Raw genomic sequence first — 23520 nt, 5'->3', positions numbered from 1 at the left:
CTCGAAAATCACTTGAAAAAAGCATGAAGCGGCTTTGCTTCCTATAAGAAGGAAAAGTCGACCGGCCAGACCCTCTTCTAAATAAAAAAAAGGGAGGGCATCCATTGCCCCCCCTCCTCTGTTCACGCTCCCTGCGACAATACTGATCAGGACCTCAAGTAGCCAAAATGAAGTCTGTGGCAGTTACCGTTGTTGCGTCGGCCACACCGACCAGGCGGATGGACTCAACTCCTGCGGAGCTGATCAAGGTATCCGCACCGACATCGGTGATGATGACGGTGGCGGCAAAGGTCGCAGCTGTGACGCCGAACGCGGAAATATCGAGCAGGTCCTGGCCTCCCGCCGCGTTGGCATCGAAGCCGAAGATCTGATCGGCCCCGAAGCCCGCTGCGAACAGGAAGACGTCGTTGCCATCGCCGGCATTCATGATGTCGTTGCCGGCACCACCCGTGACCGTATCGTTGCCAGCACCGCCATCGATAGAGTCACTGCCGATGCCACCCAACAACGTGTCGTTTCCGATACCACCGAGCAGCGTGTCGTTGCCATCGCCACCCTGGAGCAGATCGTTGCCGATATCGCCATCCAGGCTGTCGTCACCCAGCCCGCCCAGCAGCGTGTCATTGCCTATGCCACCATTTAACGTATCGTTCCCGTCACCGCCGTCGAGGCTATCATCGCCAGTCCCGCCGTTCAGGGTATCGGTGCCAATGCCACCCAGCAGTAAGTCGTTGCCGAGGTCACCATTGAGCGTGTCGTTACCGCCGTTGCCGGTGAGGATGTCGTCGCCGCTGCCACCATTGAGGGTGTCATTACCTGCCCCGGCGGTGATGACGTTGTTCGACACGTTGCCGTTGCCAACGAAGTTGCCGATTCCGGTATAGGACAGGTTCTCGACGTTGGCGCTGAGCGTGTAACTCGCCTGCGACGCCTGCACGGTATCCGTACCGCCACCGGCCACTTCTACCACCGCGTCCGCGGTTGTATCGACGATGTAGGTGTCGTTGCCGGCGCCCCCAACCAACTGGTCAGCGCCCGCACCGCCATTGAGGACGTCGTTCCCGACCCCGCCGGTCAGGGTGTTGGCCAGCGCATTACCGGTACCGGTGAAGTTACCGGCCCCGGTGAAGGCCAGGTTCTCAACGTTGGCACCCAGCAAGTAGGCGGCCAGACTGGTTTGCACCAAATCGGTACCACCGCCCAGCGCCTCGATGACGGTGTCACCGACGTTGTCGACCACAAAGGTGTCGTTGCCGACACCGCCGTTCATGACATCCGCGCCGAGCCCACCATTGAGGATGTCGTTGCCGCTATCACCATTGAGGGTGTCATTACCTGCACCGCCGGTGATGACGTTGTTCAACACGTTGCCGTTGCCGCTGAAGTTGCCGACGCCGGTAAAGGTCAGGTTTTCGACGTTGGCACCCAGTGTGTAACTGGCCAGCGACGTCTGCACGGTATCCGTACCGCCACCCGCCACTTCAACCACCACGTCCGCTGCAACATCGACGACGTAGGTATCGTTGCCGGCGCCCCCAACCAACTGGTCTGCACCCGCACCGCCATTGAGCACGTCGTTACCGACTCCGCCGGTGAGGGTGTTGGCCAGTGCATTACCGGTACCGGTGAAGTTGCCGGCACCGGTATAAGTCAGGTTCTCGACGTTGGCACCCAGTACGTAGTTAGCCAGGCTGGTTTGCACCAGATCGGTACCATCACCCAGCGCCTCGGTGACAGTGTCACCAGCGTTGTCGACCACAAAAGTGTCGTTGCCGGTACCGCCGTTCATGGCATCCGCGCCGAGCCCACCGATGAGGATGTCATTGCCGTCCCCGCCACTGAGGACGTCGTTACCGACCCCGCCGGTGAGGGTGTTGGCCAGCGCGTTACCGGTACCGGTGAAGTTGCCGGCACCGGTAAAGGTCAGGTTTTCGACGTCGGCGCCGAGCACGTAGCTGGCCAGGCTGGTTTGCACCAGATCGGTACCGCCACCCAGCGCCTCGATGACGCTGTCACCGACGTTGTCGACCACAAAGGTGTCGTTGCCGGCACCGCCGTTCATGGCATCCGCGCCGAGTCCGCCGTTGAGGATGTCGTTGCCGTCCCCGCCATTGAGGGTATCGTTGCCGACCCCGCCGGTGAGGGTGTTGGCCAGCGCATTACCGGTACCGGTGAAGTTACCGGCACCGGTAGAGGTCAGGTTTTCGACGTTGGCGCCGAGCACGTAGCTAGCCAGACTGGTTTGCACCAGATCGGTACCACCACCGGCCGCCTCGATGACAGTGTCACCGACGTTGTCGACCACAAAGGTGTCGTTGCCAGCACCGCCGTTCATGGCATCCGCGCCGAGCCCACCGTTGAGGGTGTCGTTGCCGTCCTCGCCATTGAGGACGTCGTTGTCGTCTCCGCCGTTGAGAATGTCGTTGCCAGTGCCGCCAAACAACTGGTCAATACCGGCCAGACCATTGAGCGTATCGTTCCCGCCCAGGCCAAGCAGCACATCGGCACCCGCGCCGCCGGTGAGGGTGTCCGCCAAAGCGGTACCCAGCAGCACAAGGCCGAGCGGCACCGTAACCGCTGCGGTCGCCGCAGAGGTCACCGACTCCAGCGTGCCGAAGCCATCGGTATAGCGCACGATCACCCGCAGTTGCAGATTGCTCTGCAACAGGCTCGGGGTGAAAGTCGCAGCGGTCGCGCCGGTGATGTTGGTGAAGGAAGTGCCGATACCTTGCTGCCATTGGAAGCTGAAGGTACCCAACCCGTCCGCATCGGCAATCCCGGCAGTCAGCGCGGTCAACACCTGCCCTTGTTCAGGCGTCGTGTCGCTGATCAGCAACGCGCCTGTCGGTGCATCGTTGACGTTGGCCACTGGGTCCGAGGGGTCGGACGCAACGCTTTCGGCCACACCGAAGTCATCCACGTAACTGACCACCACGCGCACCTGATCGCCGACCTGGTCCTGGGTCAGCGTGAAGGTGCTACCGGTGGCGCCGACGATGTTGACGAAGCTCACCCCATTGGTGGCCTGCCACTGGTAGGTGAACTGCGGATTGCTGAGACCATCAAGGTCGATGATGCTCGACGGGTCAGCGGTCAACAGTTGGTTCTGCACCAAAAGCCCGTTTACGGTCGGCCCTGCGGTCGGTGTGCTGTTCCCCGACGAGTCGATCATCTCCAGCGTGCCCTTGGTATCCTGATACACCGCCCGGACGCGGATGTTCAGGCCCGCTATATCATCCGCCACCCGGTAAGTGGTGCCGGTCGCCCGCGTAGCTTCGCCGGCGGCAACCACGGTGATGTCTTCATAGATGCCCGTGCCAGGGATGTTTTCCACCTGCCAGTAGTAAGCCACCGCACCGGTCACCGCGCCGGTTGGATTGGCCAGGCTTTGGTTGTCCGCATCGTGTACCGCTCGATTGCTGACGCGCAGCAACTGGCCGGCGACAGGCGTATCGTCACGCAGACCGGTAGCATCGTCGAGAATTGCCAGGTGACCCGATGGGCCTTCGTTCAAGGCAGTGCCCACTCCGGACAACTGCGCCTGGTCAGAGAACTGCAGACGCTCGATGCCCGTCAGTCGATCGACGCCATCTCGCCCCGCCACCAAGTCGGTCACGATAACGTCGTCGCCCTGGACTTCGACAAGGTATTCCGACGCATTGCCAGAGAACACCGCAGTGTCGAAGCGGTCATTGCCGGTCAGAATCTCCCGCACGATGACCAACTGGCCTGGGTTGTAAGTACCGTTCAGCATAAACGGCACCATCGGCTCCATGCTGTCGAACGTGGCGATTTCCGGGCCAGTGCCATCGATGTTCGCCCGTACGCTGATGCGTACGTTCAGCCACTTGTCACCGTCGATGATGTCGTCACCACCGCGACCTTCAATGAGGTCGCTGCCGCTGCCACCGAGGATAATGTTGCCGCCGTCGAAGAAAGTCGCTCCGTCTGGCAACAGATCAGCCAGGCCGTTGATCAGGTTGATGTTGGTCAGCACACTGCCGGTCGCTCCTGCGCCGGGTAGCGAAGTTGCGTCTTCGTTATCGCCGCGCAGGAAGTCACCGTGCGCCGAACCCGACAACCCTTCCATGATGTCGAAACGCACGAGCGCCGAGGCACCCGAGCCCGGCACCGGAGGTACATCGAAAAAGCGGTCGGTGAAATCAATGGACACGCCTTGGGCAAGACCCTTGAAGGTTGCCCAGTCATAGCCGGAACCGCCGATATAGCGGTCACCGAGGCCGAGACTGCCGACCATGATGTCGTCGCCGCCCTCGCCGTTGAACTTGTCGTTTTCGCCAGCGCCGATGTACACATCGTGGCCGATTATAGGGTCGTTGCCGAGCGGGTCGAAGTTGTCGCCAGGTGCACCGTCCGACGTGCCTTTCTCGATCCAGTCGTCGCCTTCGTTACCCATGTCTTGTTCGTTGGCTTTGCTGCCCAGAATGAAGTCGTTGCCGTGGCCACCGATGGCCTCGGAAGCGTCCTCGCCGGTCACGATGAAGTCATTGCCGAACCCGCCAATGATCAGGTTGACGCCGTTGCCACCGTGCAGCACGTCGTTGCCGTCGCCACCCTGGATGTTATCGTCGCCACCGCGGTCGCTGATGATGTCGTCGCCGGCGCCACCACGCAGTTGGTCATTACCGTCACCCCCTTCGATGCGATCGTTGCCGCCGTCGCCCCAGACCGTGTCATCGCCTTCACTGGCGATGAGGATGTCTGCGTTGTTGGTGCCGCCCAGTACGATGTGCTCTTCACCGGTGTATTTGATGTAGTTGGTGTCCGGCCCTGCGGTTAGCGGGTTGTCGCGGAACACCACCTGCTCGCCGTTCTCGCCAAGTGGATCGGCATTGCCCAGGCCATCGTTGTACTGCTTGCTCTGGTCCCTTTCCAGATAGAAACCCGGGTCCGAGAACACCAGGCCTGGCAAGTGCGTGGCCGAGGTGTTGGCCATGATCAGCTTGGCGAATGAGTTGCTTTCCAGTTCGGCATTCATCGACAGGCCAGCGGTACGCTCCAGATAATAGAAGCGGTCACCGTCCTGCAGTTTTTCCAGCTGGTTCTCGAACACGAAGTTGAAGGTCGAGCCCAGCATGCCGCCGAACGGCGTTTTCTCTTCGGCCAGGCCACCAATCCAGAGGTCGATGGCATCGACGCCCGTGATAGTCACACCCTTCAGATCGTCGGCAGTCCCCAGCACCCCATCCTTGCCAGCCCGTGTCACGTTGGCCCAAGTACCAGTGCCGTTGAGGAAGTCCAGCCGATCGGCTGGCTCGGTAACCCCCCCATCGCCAAATACCAGCAACATCGCTGCGGCGCGTTTGGCTTCCAGCGTGGTCGCCGCCGTGATCGTGCTATGCGTGCCATAGGCCGCGATGAAGTTGATCAACGACTCCGGATGTTTGAGGTGTTGTACCAGGTCGACCCAGCTGGTGTAAGGCTTGAGTTGGGTATCACCGGTCTGGCTGTAGATGTCGCGGCGGATCGCGTTGAGTGAGGGAATCCCCACATCGCGGCCACGGGCGATGTTGATCGCCGGCAGGTCAAGCGGCAGGCCGAGCAGGTTATTGCGCAGCGCCTCGGTAACGAACTCGTCGATTTCGTTACCGGCTTGCCGGGTCACCCCTCGTATGATCGCGCTGGTCGCATCCTCTGGCGTCACGCCACTGGCGGCGTACGCCAACGGGTTGAGGAACGCCGCGATCAAACCCAGTTGCTGATCGGGATCAGCGCTGTTCGGATCGCCAACCACGTTGAAATTGACGTCGTAGCGATCGACGGTCTCGGTCAGCATCGAATGGCCAAACCGGTACACGGTGTGGGCGAACTCGGCGACGATCGAGGCATCGAGGTCGACGTCATAGACCTGGGTCGGTGCGAAGAACAGGTCGACTCTGGGCTGGATGGTCCGCGCAAACTCCTCGAACACCAAGTGCTGATACTGCATCTCGGTGCCGAACTTGGCAGCCTGGAACAAGCGCTCGCCATTCCACACCAGTGCATCGATCTCGGCCTGGTTGGCGGGCAACCCGCTCACCGGAGTCAGCAGCCACTCGTTGAGGAAGGCCAGGTCAGCCGAGTCGAGGACGGTGTCCTTGGTCTGCGCGACCAGCCGATTGTGCTCGGCGTGGAAGATCGCATGCACCGCGGTCAGGCCGATGTTCTCGTTGACCCGGCCGTCGCCGGCGATGTAGTGCGCATTCAGCAACTCGTTGTCGTAGGCCAGGTTAGCCCCTGTCTGCTGATTGACCGGCACTGCGTTGCCTATGTTGGAATCCGCGTCAGGCACGAGCACGCCACCGCTGAACACCGGCGCTGCATTGTGGGCAATGTCGGCGAGGAACTGGTGACCGGTGCGCACAGCGTTGGTCAGGCTAACGGGGGAAAGCGGATTGCCTTCGACAAGGACGTCATCAGCCGTGCCACCAAGACCGTCAGCGCCCTTCATCACGACCATCGGGAAGCCGTTTGGCCCCTTGATGAAATTGCCGTAGGCGTCGGTTGCCAACAGCGGCGAGTTATCGACGTCGGCATCGGTCAGGCGGATACCCAGGATGTCGTTGGCCTGCGCCTTGACCACCTTCCAGGTTGCCATGCCACCGATTTCGGTGTCGTCTGCAGTCCCGAACTTGCCGTCCGCCCCCAGGTCACGGTTAGTGATCAGTCTGCCGGTCGCGATGGGGCCATTGTCAGTCAGCTCATAACCGCGCAGGAAAACCTGGTGCGAGGGGTGCGAGCTGTATGTCTGGTTCTGGTCCACGAACGGTGAGGTGGTATTGGTGTGCTCACGGACATCGTCGGCCGTGCCGAGCACGCCATCCGCCCCGGGCTGGTTGGTCGCGCGGGTCAGCACCATAAAATTGGTGTGGCCGCCTGGTACATACAGCGGATCATCCGGTTGCAGCGGAATGTAGACGGTGCCCGAACCGCCCTTGGTGAGCAGGTCCAGACCATGGTCGAAGAACTGCCCGAAGAAAGTCATCCAGGCATTGAACGGCGCGGACAATCCCGCATCCGCCGTGGTGTTTTCGAACAGGTACACATCGTGGTCGTCGCCCGTACCGAACTGACCATCCATGCCGGGGCTGGCGACGATCCGCACACCCTCCTTGAGCACGTCATCATTGTTCGGCACGCCGTAATTGAGCACACCGTCCACCCCCGCGTCGTAAGCCGTGGCATAGGCCGCCGGGTTGTTCGACGTCTGGTCGACGATCAGATTACTGATGGTGCGCGGCTGCGAGTCAAACACAGCCCCGCTGGTTTGCTGATAGGACGATCCCGGGATGGCCGGCGAGCCGGGGCCGAAGAATCCTGCAGGAGCACCTTCAGCCGGATTGAAGACCGGATCGGTCAGCCGCGGAAAGAGATTATCGGCAGCACCATACTGGGTGTTGTTGATGCCATTGAGGTTCATCAGGTTGTTGTTCGATCCATCGACCGCACGCAAGCCCAAGGGTGCGCGGATATTCGGGATCAACGAGAGCATGTCCTGACCGGCCGCGTCAGCCTCGGCAATCTTGATCTGATCAAGAATGAAGTTGAGGTCGGAGCGGACCATGTGAAGGCCCTCGCCGCCCTCCGTGGCATTGACGACGGGTGTCGGTGCCGTCGGCACAACCGGCGCGCCGGGAGCCACCACGGCTGTCGGTTGCGAGAACACTACTTCAGTAGTGCCATGCCCATCCTGGTAGATCGCCTTGACCCTCAGTGACAACCCGGCAAGATCAGGCGAGACCTTGAAGGTGGTGCCGTCTGCGCTCTGGAATGCCAGGTCACCGGCAGGCAGCAGAATGATGTCTTCGAACACGCCGCTACCTGGGTCGGATTCGAACTGCCAGTAGTAGGACACCGAGGAGTTGTTGAGATTTCCCCCGCCGGCATTGTTGGCGTCGGTCACCCCGGCCACGCTGACAACCAGTGTGTCACCCACCGTGATCGCACCACCGTTTCCATCCGTGATGGCAGGCCGGCCGACGGGCTGCGAATTAAGCCCCGGCACCAGCACTTGCTGGGTATCGGCGAACTGCAGGCGCTCGATATGCATCAAGGTATCGGTGCCGTCGCGACCCACTTCGGTATCGGTCACCGTCCAGACATCGTCCGCCAGGCTGGCCGTGCCGCGGTCGTCCCGTGTCACCACATACTCGGACTGGACGCCGGAGAAAAAGGCGGTATCGAAAGCCGCCCCGCCCGTCGAGGTCCCGGGCAGGATTTCCCGCACCGCCTTGAGCTGACCCGGGTTATAGGTACCGTCCAGCATGAAAGGGATCATGTCGACCATGCTGTCGAAACTGGCGATCTCTGGACCGGTATGGTTGACATCGCCGGGCTCATAAACCGCAATCCTGACGTTGAGCCATTTGTCGCCGTCGATCAGGTCATCGCCCCCGCGACCTTCGATCAGGTCACTGCCGTCGCCACCCAGGATGATGTTGCCAGTGGCAAAGCCGGTGGTCGGCAAACCGGCATCCTGCAGAAGCTGCGCCAGTCCCCGGATCAACGCCACATTGGTCAACGCACTGCCGGTGGCTCCACCGTGGTCGAGGATAGTGGCCGCATCGATGTTATCGCCTTTGAGCACATCGCCGAATTTCGAACCGGACAAGCCTTCGACCTCGGCAAAACGGTCGAGGATCGAGGCCGGCGATGCGCCGACCGGATTGAACGGCCCGTTGTTCTGGTTTGGCGCGTTGCCGTGTGGCTGCGCCAGCGCAGCCATGGTCAGATCAACGGTCACGCCAACCCTGTCATTTTTGTGTGTCACCCAGTCGAAACCGGACATGCCGTCCATGTTGTCCTGGGCATCGCTGCCGACAAAGATGTCATCGCCACCCTCGCCGATCATTTCGTCGAAGCCAGCCCCCCCTATAAAGATGTCGTTGCCGATCACATCGTCGTTGAGCAAGGGCGAGGCGTTATCGCCAGGTGCACCGTCCTGGGTGCCCTTTTCGATCCAGTCATCGCCTTCGTTGCCGGTGGCTGGCAGGTTGGTCTTGGCACCCAGGATGAAATCGTCACCCTGACCGCCAAAGGTGGTGCTGACATCTTCGGTGGTGACGATGAAGTCCTGCCCATCACCACCCAGGATCAAATTGCCTCCAGCCAGCATGCTACCGGCCACGATCACATCGTTGCCGGCATTGCCTTCAAGACGGTTGTCGCCGAACGAGTCGGTGATGATGTCGTCGCCCGCGCCGCCCAGTACCGCATCGTTCCCGGCACCACCTTCGAGGCGGTCGTTGCCGCCGTCACCGTAAAGGGTGTCATCGCCGTCACCGGAAATGATGATGTCATTGCCGGCGGTACCGCCCAGGACAACATGGTCTTCACCGGTGTATTGCAGATAATTACTGTCGGCACCAGGGGTGTTGGGGTTGTCGCGGATCACCAGTGGCACGATTTCCACGCCGTTGATCATGAGGCCGCCCGTCGGGTCGGCGCCGCCGTTTGTGCCAAGGCCGGTGAACTGATTGGCTTTATTCACTTCCAGGGTGTACGTAGGCGTCAGGAACACGGTGTTCGACAGGTGGGTAACATCGGTGTTGAGCATGATCAGCTTGGCAAAGGAGTTGTTTTCCAGCTCGGTGCCGAAGTTCAGGCCAGCGGTGCGTGACAGGTAGTAGAAGCGGTCGCCGTCCTGCAACGCCTCCATCTGGGTTTCAAACACGAAGTTGAACGTAGAGCCGAGCATGCCGCCGAACGGCATCTTCTGCTCGGCAAGGCCACCGACCCAGAAGTCGATGTCGTCGACGCCCGTGATCGTCACACCGGTCAGGTCGTCTGCGGTGCCCAGCACCCCATCCTTGCCGGCCTTCGTCACGTTGGCCCAGGTACCGCTGCCATTGAGGAAGTCCAGGCGGTCAGCCGGTGCACCCGGACCACCGAATACCAGCGCCAAGGCTGCAGCGCGTTTGTCAGCCAGCGTGGTCGCCGCGGTAATCGTGTCATGCGTGCCGTAGGCAGCGATGAAGTTAACCAGCGACTCGGGGTGCTTGAGGTTGTCTGCCAGGTCAGCCCAACTGATGTACGGCTTGAGTTGGCTGTCGCCGGTTGACTGGTAGAACTCACGGCGCGCCTCGTTCAACGTGGGGATGCCAGTTTCTCGACCACGCGCAAGGTTCAAGGCCGGCAAATCGAGCGGCAGACCGAGCAGATTGTTGCGCAACGCTTCGGTGACGAATTCGTCGATCTCGTTGCCGAGCTGGCGGGTCACACCGCGAATGATCGCCCCTGCCGCTTCGTCCGCAGTAGCCCCGCTGCCAGCGAATGCCAGCGGGTTGAGAAAGGCCGCGATCAAACCCATTTGCGAGTCCGGGTTGTTCGGGTCAGTGAGCAGAGGGTTGAACTCAGGGTCGAAACGATCAACGGTCTCGGTCAACATCGAGTGACCGAAGCGATACACCACGTGCGCGAACTCGGCGAGGATGGCCGGGTTGATCGAGGTGTCATACCCGTTGGGTGCAAGGAATGCATCGATCTGCGGCTGAATGGAACGCCCGAACTCCTCGAACACCAGGTGTTGGTACTGCATCTCGGTGCCAAACTTGGCGGCCTGGAACAGGCGTTCACCGTCCCACACCAAGGCTGCGATGCCGGCGAGTGTCGTCGGTATTGCAGCGACATCGTCCACCAGCCACTCATTGAGAAATGCCAGATCGCCGGCGGCCAGGATGGTTTGCTTGGATTGCTGGACCAGGCGGTTGTGCTCGGAGTGGAACACATGGTGCACAGCGGTCAGGCCAATGTTTTCGTTCGCCCGGCCGTCGCCGGCAATGTAGTGGGCGTCGAGCAGTTCGTTGTCATAGGTCAGGTTTTTGCCGCCCGCACCAACGGGCTGCGCATTGCCGACATCGGCGTCGGTATCCGCCTGCAGAACCCCGCCGACGACTACCGGCGCGGCATTGTGGGCGATGTCGTCGAGGAAACCATGCCCGGTGCTTACGGCGTTGGCCAGACTGATCGGAGCATCCCGGTTGCCTTCGACCAGTTGCGTGACGTCATCAGCCGTCCCGGCAATACCGTCGGTACCGTTACCGGTGCGCATCACCACCTGCGGCATACCGCTCGGCCCCCTAACGAAGTTGCCATAGGCATCAGTTGCCAGCAGCGGCACGTTATGCACATCGAGGTCGGTCAGGTTGATGCCGAGAATGTCACGGGCCTGCGCTTTTACCACTGCCCAGGTCGCCATGCCGCCACTTTCGCCGTCGCCATCATCGGCAGTGCCGAACTTGCCATCGGCGCCGAGATCGCGATTGGTAATCAAGCGCCCCGTTGAAATAGGGTCACCTGCCGCGTTTAAAACGTACTCACGCAGGAACACCTGATGCGACGGGTGCGAGCTGTAGGTCTGGCTCTGGTCCACGAATGGCGAGGTGGTATTGGGCTGACCATCATCGGCAGTGCCGACTATTCCGTCCGCGCCGGCAGTACGCACTGCTCGTGACAGCACCATGAAATTGGTCGGGCTGCCCGGTATGAACAACGGGTCGTCCGGCTGCAGCGGTATAAACACGATGTCGGTACTGCTCTTGCTGACCAGGTCGAGGCCGTGGTCGAAGAACTGGCCGAAGAAGGTCATCCACGAGTTGAAGCCGGCGGTGAGACCGACGTCCGGCGACTCGTTGGGGATAAAGAACACTTCCTTGTCGTCGTCCGTGCCGAACACGCCATCCTGACCGGGGCTGATCACCGGGTCGGCACCGCCGTTCGCCGCAACCGCGGCCGGGTTGTTGGCGGTCTGGTCGTTGATCAGGTTACTGATAATCCGTGGCTGCGGGTCGACGACCGTCCCTGTCCCGGCGTATGCCGCTCGATACGAGGCATCAAGCAGGCGCAGGAAGGAATTGTCCGCAGCGCCAAACTCGCTTTGCCCGGCGACCAGGTTGTTGTAACTGCCATCGACGGTTCGCAGGCCGAATGGCACCTGACTGTTGGGTAGTAAATCACTGAGGCTGGTGCCGTTGGCATGCGCTTCTGCGATGAAGATTTGCTTGAGGATGAATTCCAGGTCCGACTTGTTGAAATTGGCCATTTCGATTGCCCTCGATCTATATGGGAAAGGCTCGGGACGAATAAATCCTCCCGCGCCAAGTCACGTGCTGGCTTGCGCAGTTCGTTGATTCAGTGTTTGGCGAGAGCAGGCGTGGGGCAGGCAAAGCCGTCCCCTGCGCCGGTGAATGCGCGCCTGGAATTCGCTGGATGAATGGCTCGCTGAGCGATTAGGCAGAGCGATTCCGAGCCACTGGTGGGCCATGGAATCGGGAAGTCGAAGCGAACTTCCTGAACAGCTCCGTCTCGGTGCTACAGAACGAAATGATCGACATGTCTTGCTCCTTCAGGAACACCGTGCCTTGCACTTTCGAAGCGATGGCAGGCTTCAGACGGGCGCCCTTGAACATGACTAAAGTTCCATAGCAATGCGCTGTCAATATTACGACGCAAAAAACGACGATTGGCATTTGATATGCCAACTTACTGTTCCTAAACGGGATATAGAGATTCATAAGAACTGCTAGAGCGAAATGTTATTTAAAACTGTATCGCTAGAGAGACAAACGCCACCTACGCTGCTGCTTGTAAACATAAAACGTTATGGAACTTTTCCAAGAGCGCTACAGCTTGTGCCAACGAGACGCGCTCGCAACTACATCTATGGTTTGCCACAACATTTGCTGCTGCTGTTTTGCCGCAAGCACAACCGGCTTTTCGGTGAGGGACTATCCAATGCACAAGCTTTCGAGCACCCGCTCCGAACTGGCCGACGCGATTTTTCGCCTGCGCCGCAGTTTTTATTCGTTGGCAGGGTTCAGTGGCGTCATCAACGTCATGATGTTGACGCCAGCCATATACATGTTGCAGGTCTATGACCGGGCCTTGGTCAGTCGCAACGTCACGACATTGACGATGCTGACATTGCTGGTGATCGGACTGTTCTTGCTGATGTCCACGCTGGAACTGGTCCGCACCCGCGTGCTGATCCGGGTCGGCAACTGCCTCGACATGGACCTCAACCGACGCGTCTTCACGGCTGCGTTCGAGCGCAACTTGAGCCGCGCCGGAGGTAATCCGGCCCAGGCCCTGCAAGATCTGGCGCAGGTTCGTCAGTTCCTCACCGGCAATGCCCTGTTCGCTTTTTTCGATGCGCCCTGGACGCCGATGTACCTGCTGGTCGCCTATCTGATCCACCCGCTGCTCGGACTGATCACCCTGATCGGCTCGCTGATTCTGGTGTTCCTGGCTTATCTCACCGAAAAGGCGACGCAGAAGCCGCTGGCCGAAGCCAATCAGGCCGCCCTCTCCTCCGCCTGCTACGCCAACAACAACCTGCGCAACGCCGAGGTCATCGAGGCCATGGGCATGCTGCCGTCGATTGGCAAGCGCTGGTACCAAAGCCATTTGCGCATCCTGGAAATGCAGACCCTGGCCTCCGACCGTGCCGCCCTGATCAGCAGCACCGGGCGTTTCGTGCGTATCACTTTGCAGTCGCTGATCCTCGGCGCCGGCGCACTGCTGGCGATCGAAGGCAAGATCACCCCCGGGATGATGATTGCTTGCTCGATTCTCACCGGCAGAGCGCTGGCCCCGGTGGAACAAGTCATCGCATCGTGGAAGCAACTGCTCGGTTGCCGTTCGGCCTGGGGCCGGCTCAACGAGATGCTTGAAGACTATCCGCGCCGGCCACCCAGCATGTCGCTGCAGCGGCCGCTTGGCATGCTGTCGGTGGAGAATGTGTATGCCGGCGCCCCCGGCACCAGCAACACGATTCTGCGCGGGGTGAGCTTCAACCTCTCGCCCGGCGAAAGCCTTGGCATCATCGGTCCATCCGCCTCGGGCAAATCCACCCTCGCCCGCCTGTTGGTCGGCGTCTGGCCGGCGCAGGCCGGCAAGGTACGCCTGGATGGCGCGGACATATTCACCTGGAACAAGGGTGAACTTGGCCCTTGGCTCGGTTACCTGCCACAGGATGTGGAGCTGTTCGAGGGCACCATCGCCGATAACATTGCGCGCTTTGGCGAAGTGGACAGCGACGCGGTCATCCGCGCCGCAAGAGCGACTGGAGTGCACGAGATGATCCTGCGTTTTGCGCAGGGTTATGAGACCCGTCTGGGCACCGATGGCAGCCCCCTTTCCGGTGGCCAGAAGCAACGCATCGCCTTGGCCCGCGCGCTGTATGGAGAGCCCAATCTGATTGTGCTGGATGAGCCGAACGCCAACCTCGACGACGTCGGTGAAAAGGCCCTGGTCGATGCGCTGGCCCAACTCAAGGGCCGTGGCGCCACCGTCATTCTGATTTCCCACCGTCCCAACGTGCTCTGCGCCGTCGATAAGGTGCTGATGCTGCGCGACGGCGGCGTGCAGATGCTTGGCACACGTGACGAAGTATTCGCAGCGCTGCGCAAGACCAATGTGATGCCTGCAGGCGCGTCGACTCCGCTGGCCTCCGTCAAAGCACGGGAGTGACCGATCATGCAAATGAACCAACACATCGAGATGATTCACACCGATCCCAGAAACGCGGTGGATCTGGACGTCGGTAAACCCATGCGCAGGGGCATCTGGCTGGTGCTCGCCGGCTTCGGCGGCTTCCTCCTGTGGTCCTGGCTGGCGCCGCTGGATGCCGGCGTGGTAGCGACAGGCACGGTAAAAGTCACCAGCAATCGCAAAGCCGTGCAGCATCTGAGCGGCGGCACTGTGGAGGCCATTCTTGTTCGCGAAGGCGATGCTGTGAAAAAAGGCCAGGAGGTGGTTCGCCTCGACTCGCTGCGTGCCGTTTCCGAACAGGGTGCAGTCAGCGCCCAGTACATCGTCAGCAAGACAGTGGAAAACCGCCTGGAAGCGGAACGTGACGGCCGCGATGTGGTGAACTACGACCCCGAATTGCTCAAGCGCTTCGGGAATGACCACCGCCTGGTGGCGGCCATGAATCTGCAACAACGTTTGCTCGATACCCGGCGCGCCGGCCTCGCTGGCGAAATCAGCATCCTGCAGGAAAACCTCTCAGCGTCGGCGGTGCAGCTCAAGGGTCTGCAGCAGGTCTATGGCGCCCGTGCCTCGCAGATCAACTTCCTCAACCAGGAACTACAAGGCACCCGAGTGCTGGCGGCCGAAGGCTACGTGCCGCGCAACCGCCTGCTTGAGCTGGAACGCAGCAATGCCGACCTCTCCGCAGGCCAGGCCGAGAATCTCAATAACATCGCTCGCATACGTAGCCAGACCACCGAAATCAAACTGCGTATCCTGCAGCGCCAGCATGATTACCAGAAGGAAGTCGAATCGCAGCTCACCGACACCGCCAAGGAAAACACCACCTTGGCCGACCGCTTGCGTGCGCTCGACTATGAAGTGACCCACACGGTGATTCGCTCGCCCATCGATGGCATGGTCCAGTCACTGAGCATTGCGACCATCGGCGGGATCATTCAGCCCGGCTTCAAGATCATGGAGATCGTTCCGGACAACGAACCGCTGCAGGTCGACGCGATGATTCCTGTGCAGGCCATCGACAAGATGGTCCCCGGCCTGGCTGTGGACATTGCCTTCCCGGCCTTCAACCATGCCCAGACGCCCAACATCCCTGGCCGCGTGAAGACTATCTCCGCCGACCGCCTGCTCGACGAGGAAAGCAAGCAGCCGTTCTACCTGGCTCAGGTAGAAGTCACGCCCGATGGCATGAACCTGCTGGGCAGCAATCATATTCGTCCCGGTATGCCCGCCAGCGTCACCATCAAGACCGGCGAGCGCAACTTGATGAGCTATCTCCTCAAACCAATGCTCGAGCGTGTCGACAGCTCCTTCAAGGAACAATGAAATGGACCGTCATTGCCTGTTCTTCTGCCTGCTGTCGCTGTCCCTCCCGGCCAGCGCCATGGACCTCAAACAAGCCTGGGATCTGTTGCAGTACCAGGGCCCCGTCTACCGCGCCGCTGTGCATGAAAAACAGGCTGGCCTGGAAAACCGCGCCATCGGCCAGGCCGGCCTGCTGCCGCAGATCAGTGCGTCGGCCTACGACAACAAGGTCAATGGTACCCAACGCCAGAGCGGCATCGAAAGGGATCTGGACTACGACTCCAAGGGCGCTAACGTGCGCTTGCGCCAGCCGCTGTTCAACAAACAGAAAATGGCCGAGTACCGCCAAGGTAATCAGCGAGCCGACTACAGCGTGGCGGTGTTCGATGCCAAGAGTCAGGACGCCGCGGTGCGCCTCGCCGAAAGCTATTTCGACGTGCTTTTGGCCAGCGAAACCATCGTTCTCGCCAAATCCAAGCTGAGCGCCTTCGATGAGCAACTCGCCTCGGCGAAACGGCGCATGGAGCTGGGGGCGGGCACCGTCACCGACATTGACGAGTCGGTCGCTCGCCGCGACCTCGCCGAAGCCGAGCTGATCGAAGCTCAGGACAACCTGATCAATGCGCGCCGCAGCCTTGAGGAACACATCGGAGAAACCCCCGAATCGCTGATCACCTTGCGTCCGAGCTTCGATACACCACCACTCCTACCGAGCAACCTGCAGGACTGGTTGATCAAGGCTCAGACCGATAGCCCGCTGATCCATGCGCGCCGGCATAGCAGCAACCTCGCTGAAGAGGAAGTGAAGCGCGCCAGGGCTGGCCACTGGCCGACCCTGGATTTCGTTGCCGGCTACACCGCGGGCGATAGCCAATCAATCTCCGAGCTCAATCAACGCAACCGCTACGGCTCTATCGGGCTGGAAGTCAATTTCCCGCTGTACAGCGGTGGCGGTACCAGCGCGCTGACACGCCAAGCCAGCGCCAATAGTTTCAAGGCCCTGGACGAGCTCGACGCCACGCGTCAGGAAGTCATCTCCGGAACCACCCGCGAGTATGCCGGCGTACAGAGCGGCGCCAAACGTATTCATGCGCTGGAGCGGGCCGTGGAGTCCAACGAACGCTCACTGACTTCGACACGCAAGGGCTTCAAGGAAGGCGGCACCAGCACCAACTCGGACGTCCTCAACGCCGAAGAGTTGCTCTTCGTTGCGCGCCACGATCTGTTCGAGGCCAAGTTGCGCTATTTGATGTCGCGTCTGCGCCTGGCCTCTTCGGTGGGCAGTCTGGGCGACGATGATATCGACCAGATCAACAACTACCTTGGCCCGGAACTGCTGGTCACCAACTGAAGTTCGCCGGTCGGCCGATCGAGCCAAATGATGGCTTGTGGCGAGGGGATTTAGCGAAACGTCGCACCGCCCGTTGGGCTGCAAAGCAGTCCCCCGAGCCAAGTAATGCGCTCTGTCGGACATAGACCGGCGTCCTGTCCTGGGCAATTTGATACTCCCCACATCGACTCATAACCGTACCCCTGAACCGCGATCGCTTTTTGCCACTGGTGAAGTCGCAGCGGAGGTCGTTGGCGGACTTTTACTGTCGAAAACGGGTAATTAACGCTTCCCACAATTGGGGTAATTCACCCACCAAAAACGGGGATATTGCCCCACACATGAGGAACTCACCCTCCCGGTTTTTCTGTCATTACTTACGTTTACGACCGCCAGTCAATGAAATTGAACTATTTCTTCGCCCTGCTGTAGTGGCTCAATTGTTGCTCCACACCTTGTACCCGCATTAGCTGTCGTCCCGAGCATGGAGACGGCGGGGCATCACGCGAGGGGTGAAAAATGAAACGCGCAAAACCACCATGCAATTCCATCGACTTGCTGCGCAGGTCAAGCCTGCCCTGTGCGATGCTCCTTACTCTCAACACTGCCAATGCCGTGCCGCTCGACGATGTCAGCCAGCCGTCACCGACGGACCCATCGGCGTATACCAATCCGCCCGCCGACTCTGCGGCAGCGCTGGAAGCCTTAAAAACAATGCCGTCGACCAACCAGGGCGCGATTGCCCTGCCCAACGGCGCGTATGGCGACCGCAACACCCCGCGCGCCGACAACGTGCTGCCGCCGAGCCTGCAAACTTCGTTCAAAATCCCCACCAACGGCAAACCCAGCCCATTGTTCGGGGCGCAACCGTATACCCAGCAACTGCTGCTGGAGGAATTCGGCACGGAAAAACTCGACCCGACCCTGCCCGCGCCGACACTGACATTCCCTGTGCCCCTTGCCGGCCCGGCGCCACAGCAGGACCCGGACAGCATCGCTCGCAGCGGCCCGTCGAGTTCGGCACTGGAAGCCTTCATGCGCCAGCCCGGGCTTTACCCGTTTCCGTCGCAGTACTCCAACGTGCTGGATCGCAACCCCTGGAAATCGCAGATTGAAGCCTTCCTCAACCGCCATCCGGTAGGTTCGCCGGCCGAAGGTCGTCCGCCAGGAAAAGGCTGGTCCCATCAACGCTGGAATGAGTTCTACCCGCAGGTCGCCTTCAAAACCGTGCAAGCGGGCGCCAAACTCAACGGCGGCATGCGCGACCGCCGACAAATGCACAACTACGCCGTCGGTGAGTTCGGGCCTGGCGGGCTCTACTACCAGACCTCGGACATCCCGACCACAACGGGCACGACCAAAGGCATCGACACCCGTTTTCACCCCAACATGCCGATTCAGAACCACAAAGCGCTATGGACCTTCGACGGCACCTTTCCGACAAAACTGCTAATGGTACGTTACGGCCAACCGGTGCTGATGCGTCACTACAACGCCCTGCCGATCGACCCAGCCGCAAACATGGGTTTCGGCCTGCACACCCTCAGCACCCACGAACACAACGGCCACAACCCGGCCGAAAGCGACGGCTATACCAATGCGTTTTTCTTTCCGGGGCAGTACTACGACTATCGCTGGCCAATGCAACTGGCCGGCTACGACACCATCAACACCAAAGCTGAAGATCCTCGCGCGGCGTTCCCCTGCGCCCCGGGCGAAACCCTGTTCGTCAACGACGCCAACCCGGGCCTGAAGACCTGCAACAACGGCACCATCAAGATCCGCGGCGACTGGCGCGAAACCATGAGCACTCACTGGTTCCACGACCACATGCTCGATTTCACCGCGCAGAACGTCTACAAGGGCAACGCGGTGATGATGAACTACTACAGCGCCCTGGATCGTGGCAATGAGGCGGTCGAGGACGGCGTCAACCTGCGCCTGCCCAGCGGTTCGGCGCTGGCCTGGGGCAACCGCGACTATGACGTCAACCTCATGATGGCCGACAAGGCCTGGGATAAGAACGGCCAACTATGGTTCAACCCGTTCAACACCGACGGCTTTCTCGGCGATCAGATCCTGGTCAACTGGCAGTACCAGCCGCGCCTGAAAGTGCGCGCACGCAGCTATCGTTTCCGCATACTCAACGGCTCGGTGTCGCGCTACTTCAGGATCGCACTGGTGCGTGAGATCGCCGGAACCAGTGGCGAATTCCCCGGACCGGCAGGTTCCGGCCTGTCCTATGCCCGTGTGCCGTTCCACCTGATCGGCAACGACGGCAACCTCATGGAACACGCCGTGCCGTTCGACGGCAGCATGGACCTGGACGCCGACGGCGACATGCAGGACCACAACGCCATCCTCCCCGTCCAGGGCATCGCCGAGCGTTACGACATCATCGTCAACTTCGCGAAAAACGGGATCAAGACCGGGGACAAGCTGTACTTCGTCAACTTGATGGTGCACCAGACCGGCAAGGGTCCGGAGGCAGAAGCGGTGAGCCTGGCCGATGTCCTGTCCGGGAAGTACAAAGCGGTGCTGAAGCTGGGTAGCAAAGGGCTGGAATGGGACAACGGCGATCCGGTGGTGGGCAAGTTCATGCAATTGGTGGTTCAGCCTTACAGCGGCACGGATGTGAGCATGAACCCTGCCGAGTACGAGCCGGCCAAACCGGGCAAGCCGGCGGGTAAAATCATGATTCCGCTGACCCTCAACCGTGACGATCCGACGGTGCAGGCCAAACTCAAACTGGCGCGGCATCGCGAGTTCATCTTCGGTCGCTCCGATGGCACCGACGAAGAACCCTGGACCATCAAGACCGACGGTGGTTTTGGCTACCAGATGGACTCACGGCGAATCAGCGCCGCTCCGCAACTGGCCAACGGCCCAACCGATGCCGGCTACAGTGGCGACGGTACGCTGGAAGTGTGGAAAATCAAGAACGGCGGCAACGGCTGGACCCACCCGGTGCACGTGCATTTCGAAGAAGGCATCGTCCTCAACCGCGACGGCAAGGCGCCGCCGGAATGGGAAAAAGGGGCACGCAAGGACGTCTATCGCATTGGCGAGGGCATTGACAGTTCGGTAGACGTGGAAATAGCCATCCGCTTCCGCGAGTTCGCCGGGACCTACATGGAGCACTGCCACAACACCCAGCATGAGGACACTTCGATGCTGCTGCGCTGGGACATCGAGAGACCCGGCCAGTTCCAGTTGATGCCAACGCCCCTGCCCGGCTGGGACGGCGTCACCTATGTGAACTCTGCGGCGCTGCCGACCTTCCGCACAGGCGAAGGCGAAAACAAAAAACCGGTCGCCAAACCCGACAGCGCCACCAGCAGAGACGGCAAACCGCTGACCATCAATGTCCTGGCCAACGACACCGACCCTGACGGTAATGTGCCACTTAAAGTGGTGGGTCTGACGCAACCGAGCGCCGGCAAGGGCACGGTCAGCACCGACGGCGTACGCGTGATCTACACACCACCGTCTACAATCGCCGCGTCGTTCGTCGCCAGCTTTACCTATCAAGCCAGCGATACCAAGGACGCGATGTCGACACCGGCGACGGTGACCGTCGCCGTCTCGGCACCAGTAAGACGCTGACGGTGAGCGGTGATCGCAACGATCACCGCAGGCCTGCCAGGGATTGCCTGAAAGGCTGCTCGCAGCTCGGCAGGGAAAATCTCAATGGGTCGATAGCTGCCGTTTATGCGGCAGCTATCGATTCCAGCCATCGCGACCGGCAGCATTCGGTGCAGAGTGCCTACCAAAACCTATTAAAATTCTTACGCGAAAAATACCCCGGCGGGCGCCTCCAAAACCAACTTGAAAATACCTCCCCATTTCAGAGGAAACACCCCCATATACGGGTTTATTTACCCCAACTCTATATTGAAAGAGGCCCATAAAATTGCTTACACCGGCAGGACTTATATGCTCTTTAAGTTTGGCATAGAGCTTGCTGAACGTTAACTAACACATTAATCAAGAGAGTAAAGTTGCTTCAATCGGGTGAGCAACACTCTCAAAGCACATGCATTCAAGCTGCATTAATAAGATGCCCACGCCGCAGTCCGCCGCACATTAGTGCTATGCCATTCCAGGGAGATACCGTCATGCCCCATGAGTCGATAACTCTTACATTGGTACTCATTCTTTTCATTTTTACTATTGGGGTAGGCTGGAATATTATCGGCTTGTTTATCGATTAAGAACAAACGGTAAATACTTCGGATTGCCTTGATGTCCTCTATGGGGCGTTTGCTGCCCATCGCGGCAGGCAGCAATCGGCCAGAAACTGACTCTCACACTGAAATTTTTAATCAGCTGCATCCAGTTCGTCCTCCAGCGGGTAGTACAGGTAGTAGCCATAGCTGCTGAACTGATCATCTTTCTGGAGAAATTTACATGAACGCTAAACGATTCCTGGGCATTGTCAGCACTACGCTCGCTGCCACCTGCTTGTTGGTCACAGTGCCAGCGGTGTATGCGCAAACAGATCTGCCCGACAGCATCAAGGTCCCGGACGGTCATAAGGTCGCGTTGGAGACCGTGGGCGTGGGCGAAATCACGTATGAGTGTCGCGACAAGGCTAATGCTGCCGGCCAGACAGAATGGACTTTCGTCGGACCCAAAGCGGTACTGAATGATCGCAGCGGCAAGCAAGTCGGTACCTACTTCGGGCCGCCTGCCACCTGGCAAGCTAAAGACGGCTCTACCATCACCGGGACGCAACTGGCGGTTGCACCCTCAGGCACGGGTGATCTCCCTTATCAGTTGGTCAAAGCCAACCCTGCGCAAGGCAAAGGCGCAATGAGCAATGTCAGCTATATCCAGCGGGTGGCCGTTAAAGGCGGCGTAGCGCCAATGATCGAATGCTCCGCCGCAAACAAAGGCAAACGTGAGGTAGTGAAATATCAGGCTGACTATATTTTCTGGGCAGCCAATTAAGCCAACGAGCCTGGACAGTCGTTAGCGCACAAAGTCGTCTACTCTGCTCCGATGCAACCCCAGCCGTAGGGCTGGGGTAATTACCACCTACTGGCGGCTGAAAACCTTGTCCCTACCTGAGCCCGGTTTTGACTATGAAGCCTGCTTGGCTGCTTGCGCCCGAGGCGAGCAGCAGGCATTGCAAGACTTGTATCAGCAGGAAAGTGCTCGTCTTTTGGGTGTTGCCAAGCGAATCGCTCGCAGTAACGCCTTGGCCGAAGACATCGTGCACGATGTCTTCATCAAGATATGGACCCGTGCCGGCAGCTTCGATCCGGCACGAGGCTCTGCCCGTGGCTGGATCTTCAGCGTGACGCGGCATCTAGCGCTCAACTTCATGCGTGATAACGCCCGGGAGGTACAGGTCAGCGAGCAAAGCAAAATGGCACTGCAAGCTTTAGCGTCGATGGAGACATCGTCAGAGAGTGTGGACACCTTCGATTATCGAGCCCGCTCAGGACGTATTTATATGTGCCTTGAACAACTGGAGCCGGTGCGTCGCAACTGCATACTTCATGCGTATGTAGACGGCTATTCGCATTCAGAAATATCGCAGAAACTGGGCGCACCGCTGGGGACCGTCAAAGCCTGGATCAAACGCAGTCTGGTGGCATTGCGGGAGTGCATGGGATGACCATAAGCCCAGAGGATGACAGCCCCGAAAACATTGACGAACTGGCGAGTGAGTACGTGTTAGGCACGTTGCCGGCCGAGCAACGCATCGAGATACAAAAGCGTCTCGCTCAGGAGACGGATTTGCGAGCCGCTGTAGATGCGTGGGAACAGCGTTTGCTTGCGTTGACCGAACTGGCTGAACCGCAAACCCCTACTCCACTTCTCTGGCGGCGAATCGAGCGCAGCTTGAACAGCAATGACCGGCGAGCACCTCAAGTGTCGGCCGCAGTGAAGCCTGTCTCGTGGTGGAACCTTCTTCCTTTATGGCGCGGGCTTGCAGGGGCAGGTCTTTTCGCAACGCTGTTGCTCGGAACAGTGCTTCTGACACGAACAGTACCGTTGAATCCGACCACCTACCTGGTAGTTCTGGTGGCTCCACAGAACCAAGCACCCGGCTGGGTCATTCAGGCAAGCGACCGAAAGGAAATCCAGCTGATTCCTTTAGGGGTCGCGCAAGTCCCAAACGACAAAGCACTTGAGTTCTGGACCAAAGCGGACGGCTGGCAAGGACCGGTGTCCCTTGGATTGGTCAAGCCCGGGCAAACGCTTTCTGTCCCACTGGATAAATTACCGCCGCTGGAAGCCAACCAGCTCTTTGAATTGACTCTGGAGAATCCCAATGGATCTCAGACTGGCAAACCCACAGGACCGATTCAGTTCATTGGCCGGGCGGTTAAAGTGATCTGACCTCGGGCATCCTGGAGGAAAAGGCCGCAGAGGCGGCCTTG

At 59.8% G+C, this 23520-nt stretch carries 8 protein-coding genes; 7 read left to right on the top strand and 1 reads right to left on the bottom strand.

The features are described 5' to 3' along the window. Positions 1-154: 154 nt before the first annotated feature. Positions 155-12040, bottom strand: a complete 11886-nt coding sequence (locus tag ACYZT6_RS12735; protein ID WP_462027187.1) for a peroxidase family protein — start codon at positions 12038-12040, stop codon at positions 155-157. Between the two features lie 692 nt (positions 12041-12732). Between ACYZT6_RS12735 and ACYZT6_RS12730 the strand changes: the two genes are divergently transcribed. The 7 genes from ACYZT6_RS12730 (at position 12733) to ACYZT6_RS12700 (ending at position 23479) form a co-directional block, all read left to right on the top strand. Beyond that, complete coding sequence (locus ACYZT6_RS12730) at positions 12733-14469, top strand: type I secretion system permease/ATPase (protein ID WP_462027186.1); 1737 nt, start codon at positions 12733-12735, stop codon at positions 14467-14469. 6 nt (positions 14470-14475) lie between these two features. Next, complete coding sequence (locus ACYZT6_RS12725; protein ID WP_462027185.1) at positions 14476-15816, top strand: HlyD family type I secretion periplasmic adaptor subunit; 1341 nt, start codon at positions 14476-14478, stop codon at positions 15814-15816. Between the two features lies 1 nt (position 15817). After that, positions 15818-17146, top strand: coding sequence for a TolC family outer membrane protein (locus ACYZT6_RS12720; RefSeq protein WP_462027184.1), 1329 nt, complete (start codon positions 15818-15820; stop codon positions 17144-17146). Positions 17147-17644: 498 nt separating this feature from the next. Continuing rightward, the gene (locus ACYZT6_RS12715; protein ID WP_462027183.1) at positions 17645-20731 is read left to right on the top strand and encodes an Ig-like domain-containing protein; all 3087 of its coding nucleotides are present in this window, start codon (positions 17645-17647) and stop codon (positions 20729-20731) included. A gap of 804 nt (positions 20732-21535) precedes the next feature. Then, positions 21536-22078 (top strand): DUF3455 domain-containing protein, encoded by a 543-nt coding sequence (locus ACYZT6_RS12710; protein WP_462027182.1) that lies wholly within the window; start codon positions 21536-21538, stop codon positions 22076-22078. A gap of 106 nt (positions 22079-22184) precedes the next feature. Continuing rightward, positions 22185-22751, top strand: coding sequence for a sigma-70 family RNA polymerase sigma factor (locus ACYZT6_RS12705; protein ID WP_462027181.1), 567 nt, complete (start codon positions 22185-22187; stop codon positions 22749-22751). Beyond that, entirely contained in the window at positions 22748-23479 is a 732-nt protein-coding gene (locus tag ACYZT6_RS12700; protein ID WP_462027180.1) for an anti-sigma factor, read from the top strand. The genes ACYZT6_RS12705 and ACYZT6_RS12700 overlap by 4 nt, the downstream gene beginning before the upstream one ends. The last annotated feature ends 41 nt before the right edge of the window (positions 23480-23520 follow it).

This window comes from Pseudomonas sp. RT6P73 (genome assembly GCF_054897715.1).
Note: the sequence above shows the minus strand (reverse complement) of the source record. Positions and strands in the feature narration are given on the sequence as shown.

Coding starts and splice junctions, on each gene's coding strand:
- ACYZT6_RS12735 (WP_462027187.1), bottom strand. CDS start 12,040: ATGGCCAATTTCAACAAGTCGGACCTGGAATTCATCCTCAAGCAAATC.
- ACYZT6_RS12730 (WP_462027186.1), top strand. CDS start 12,733: ATGCACAAGCTTTCGAGCACCCGCTCCGAACTGGCCGACGCGATTTTT.
- ACYZT6_RS12725 (WP_462027185.1), top strand. CDS start 14,476: ATGCAAATGAACCAACACATCGAGATGATTCACACCGATCCCAGAAAC.
- ACYZT6_RS12720 (WP_462027184.1), top strand. CDS start 15,818: ATGGACCGTCATTGCCTGTTCTTCTGCCTGCTGTCGCTGTCCCTCCCG.
- ACYZT6_RS12715 (WP_462027183.1), top strand. CDS start 17,645: ATGAAACGCGCAAAACCACCATGCAATTCCATCGACTTGCTGCGCAGG.
- ACYZT6_RS12710 (WP_462027182.1), top strand. CDS start 21,536: ATGAACGCTAAACGATTCCTGGGCATTGTCAGCACTACGCTCGCTGCC.
- ACYZT6_RS12700 (WP_462027180.1), top strand. CDS start 22,748: ATGACCATAAGCCCAGAGGATGACAGCCCCGAAAACATTGACGAACTG.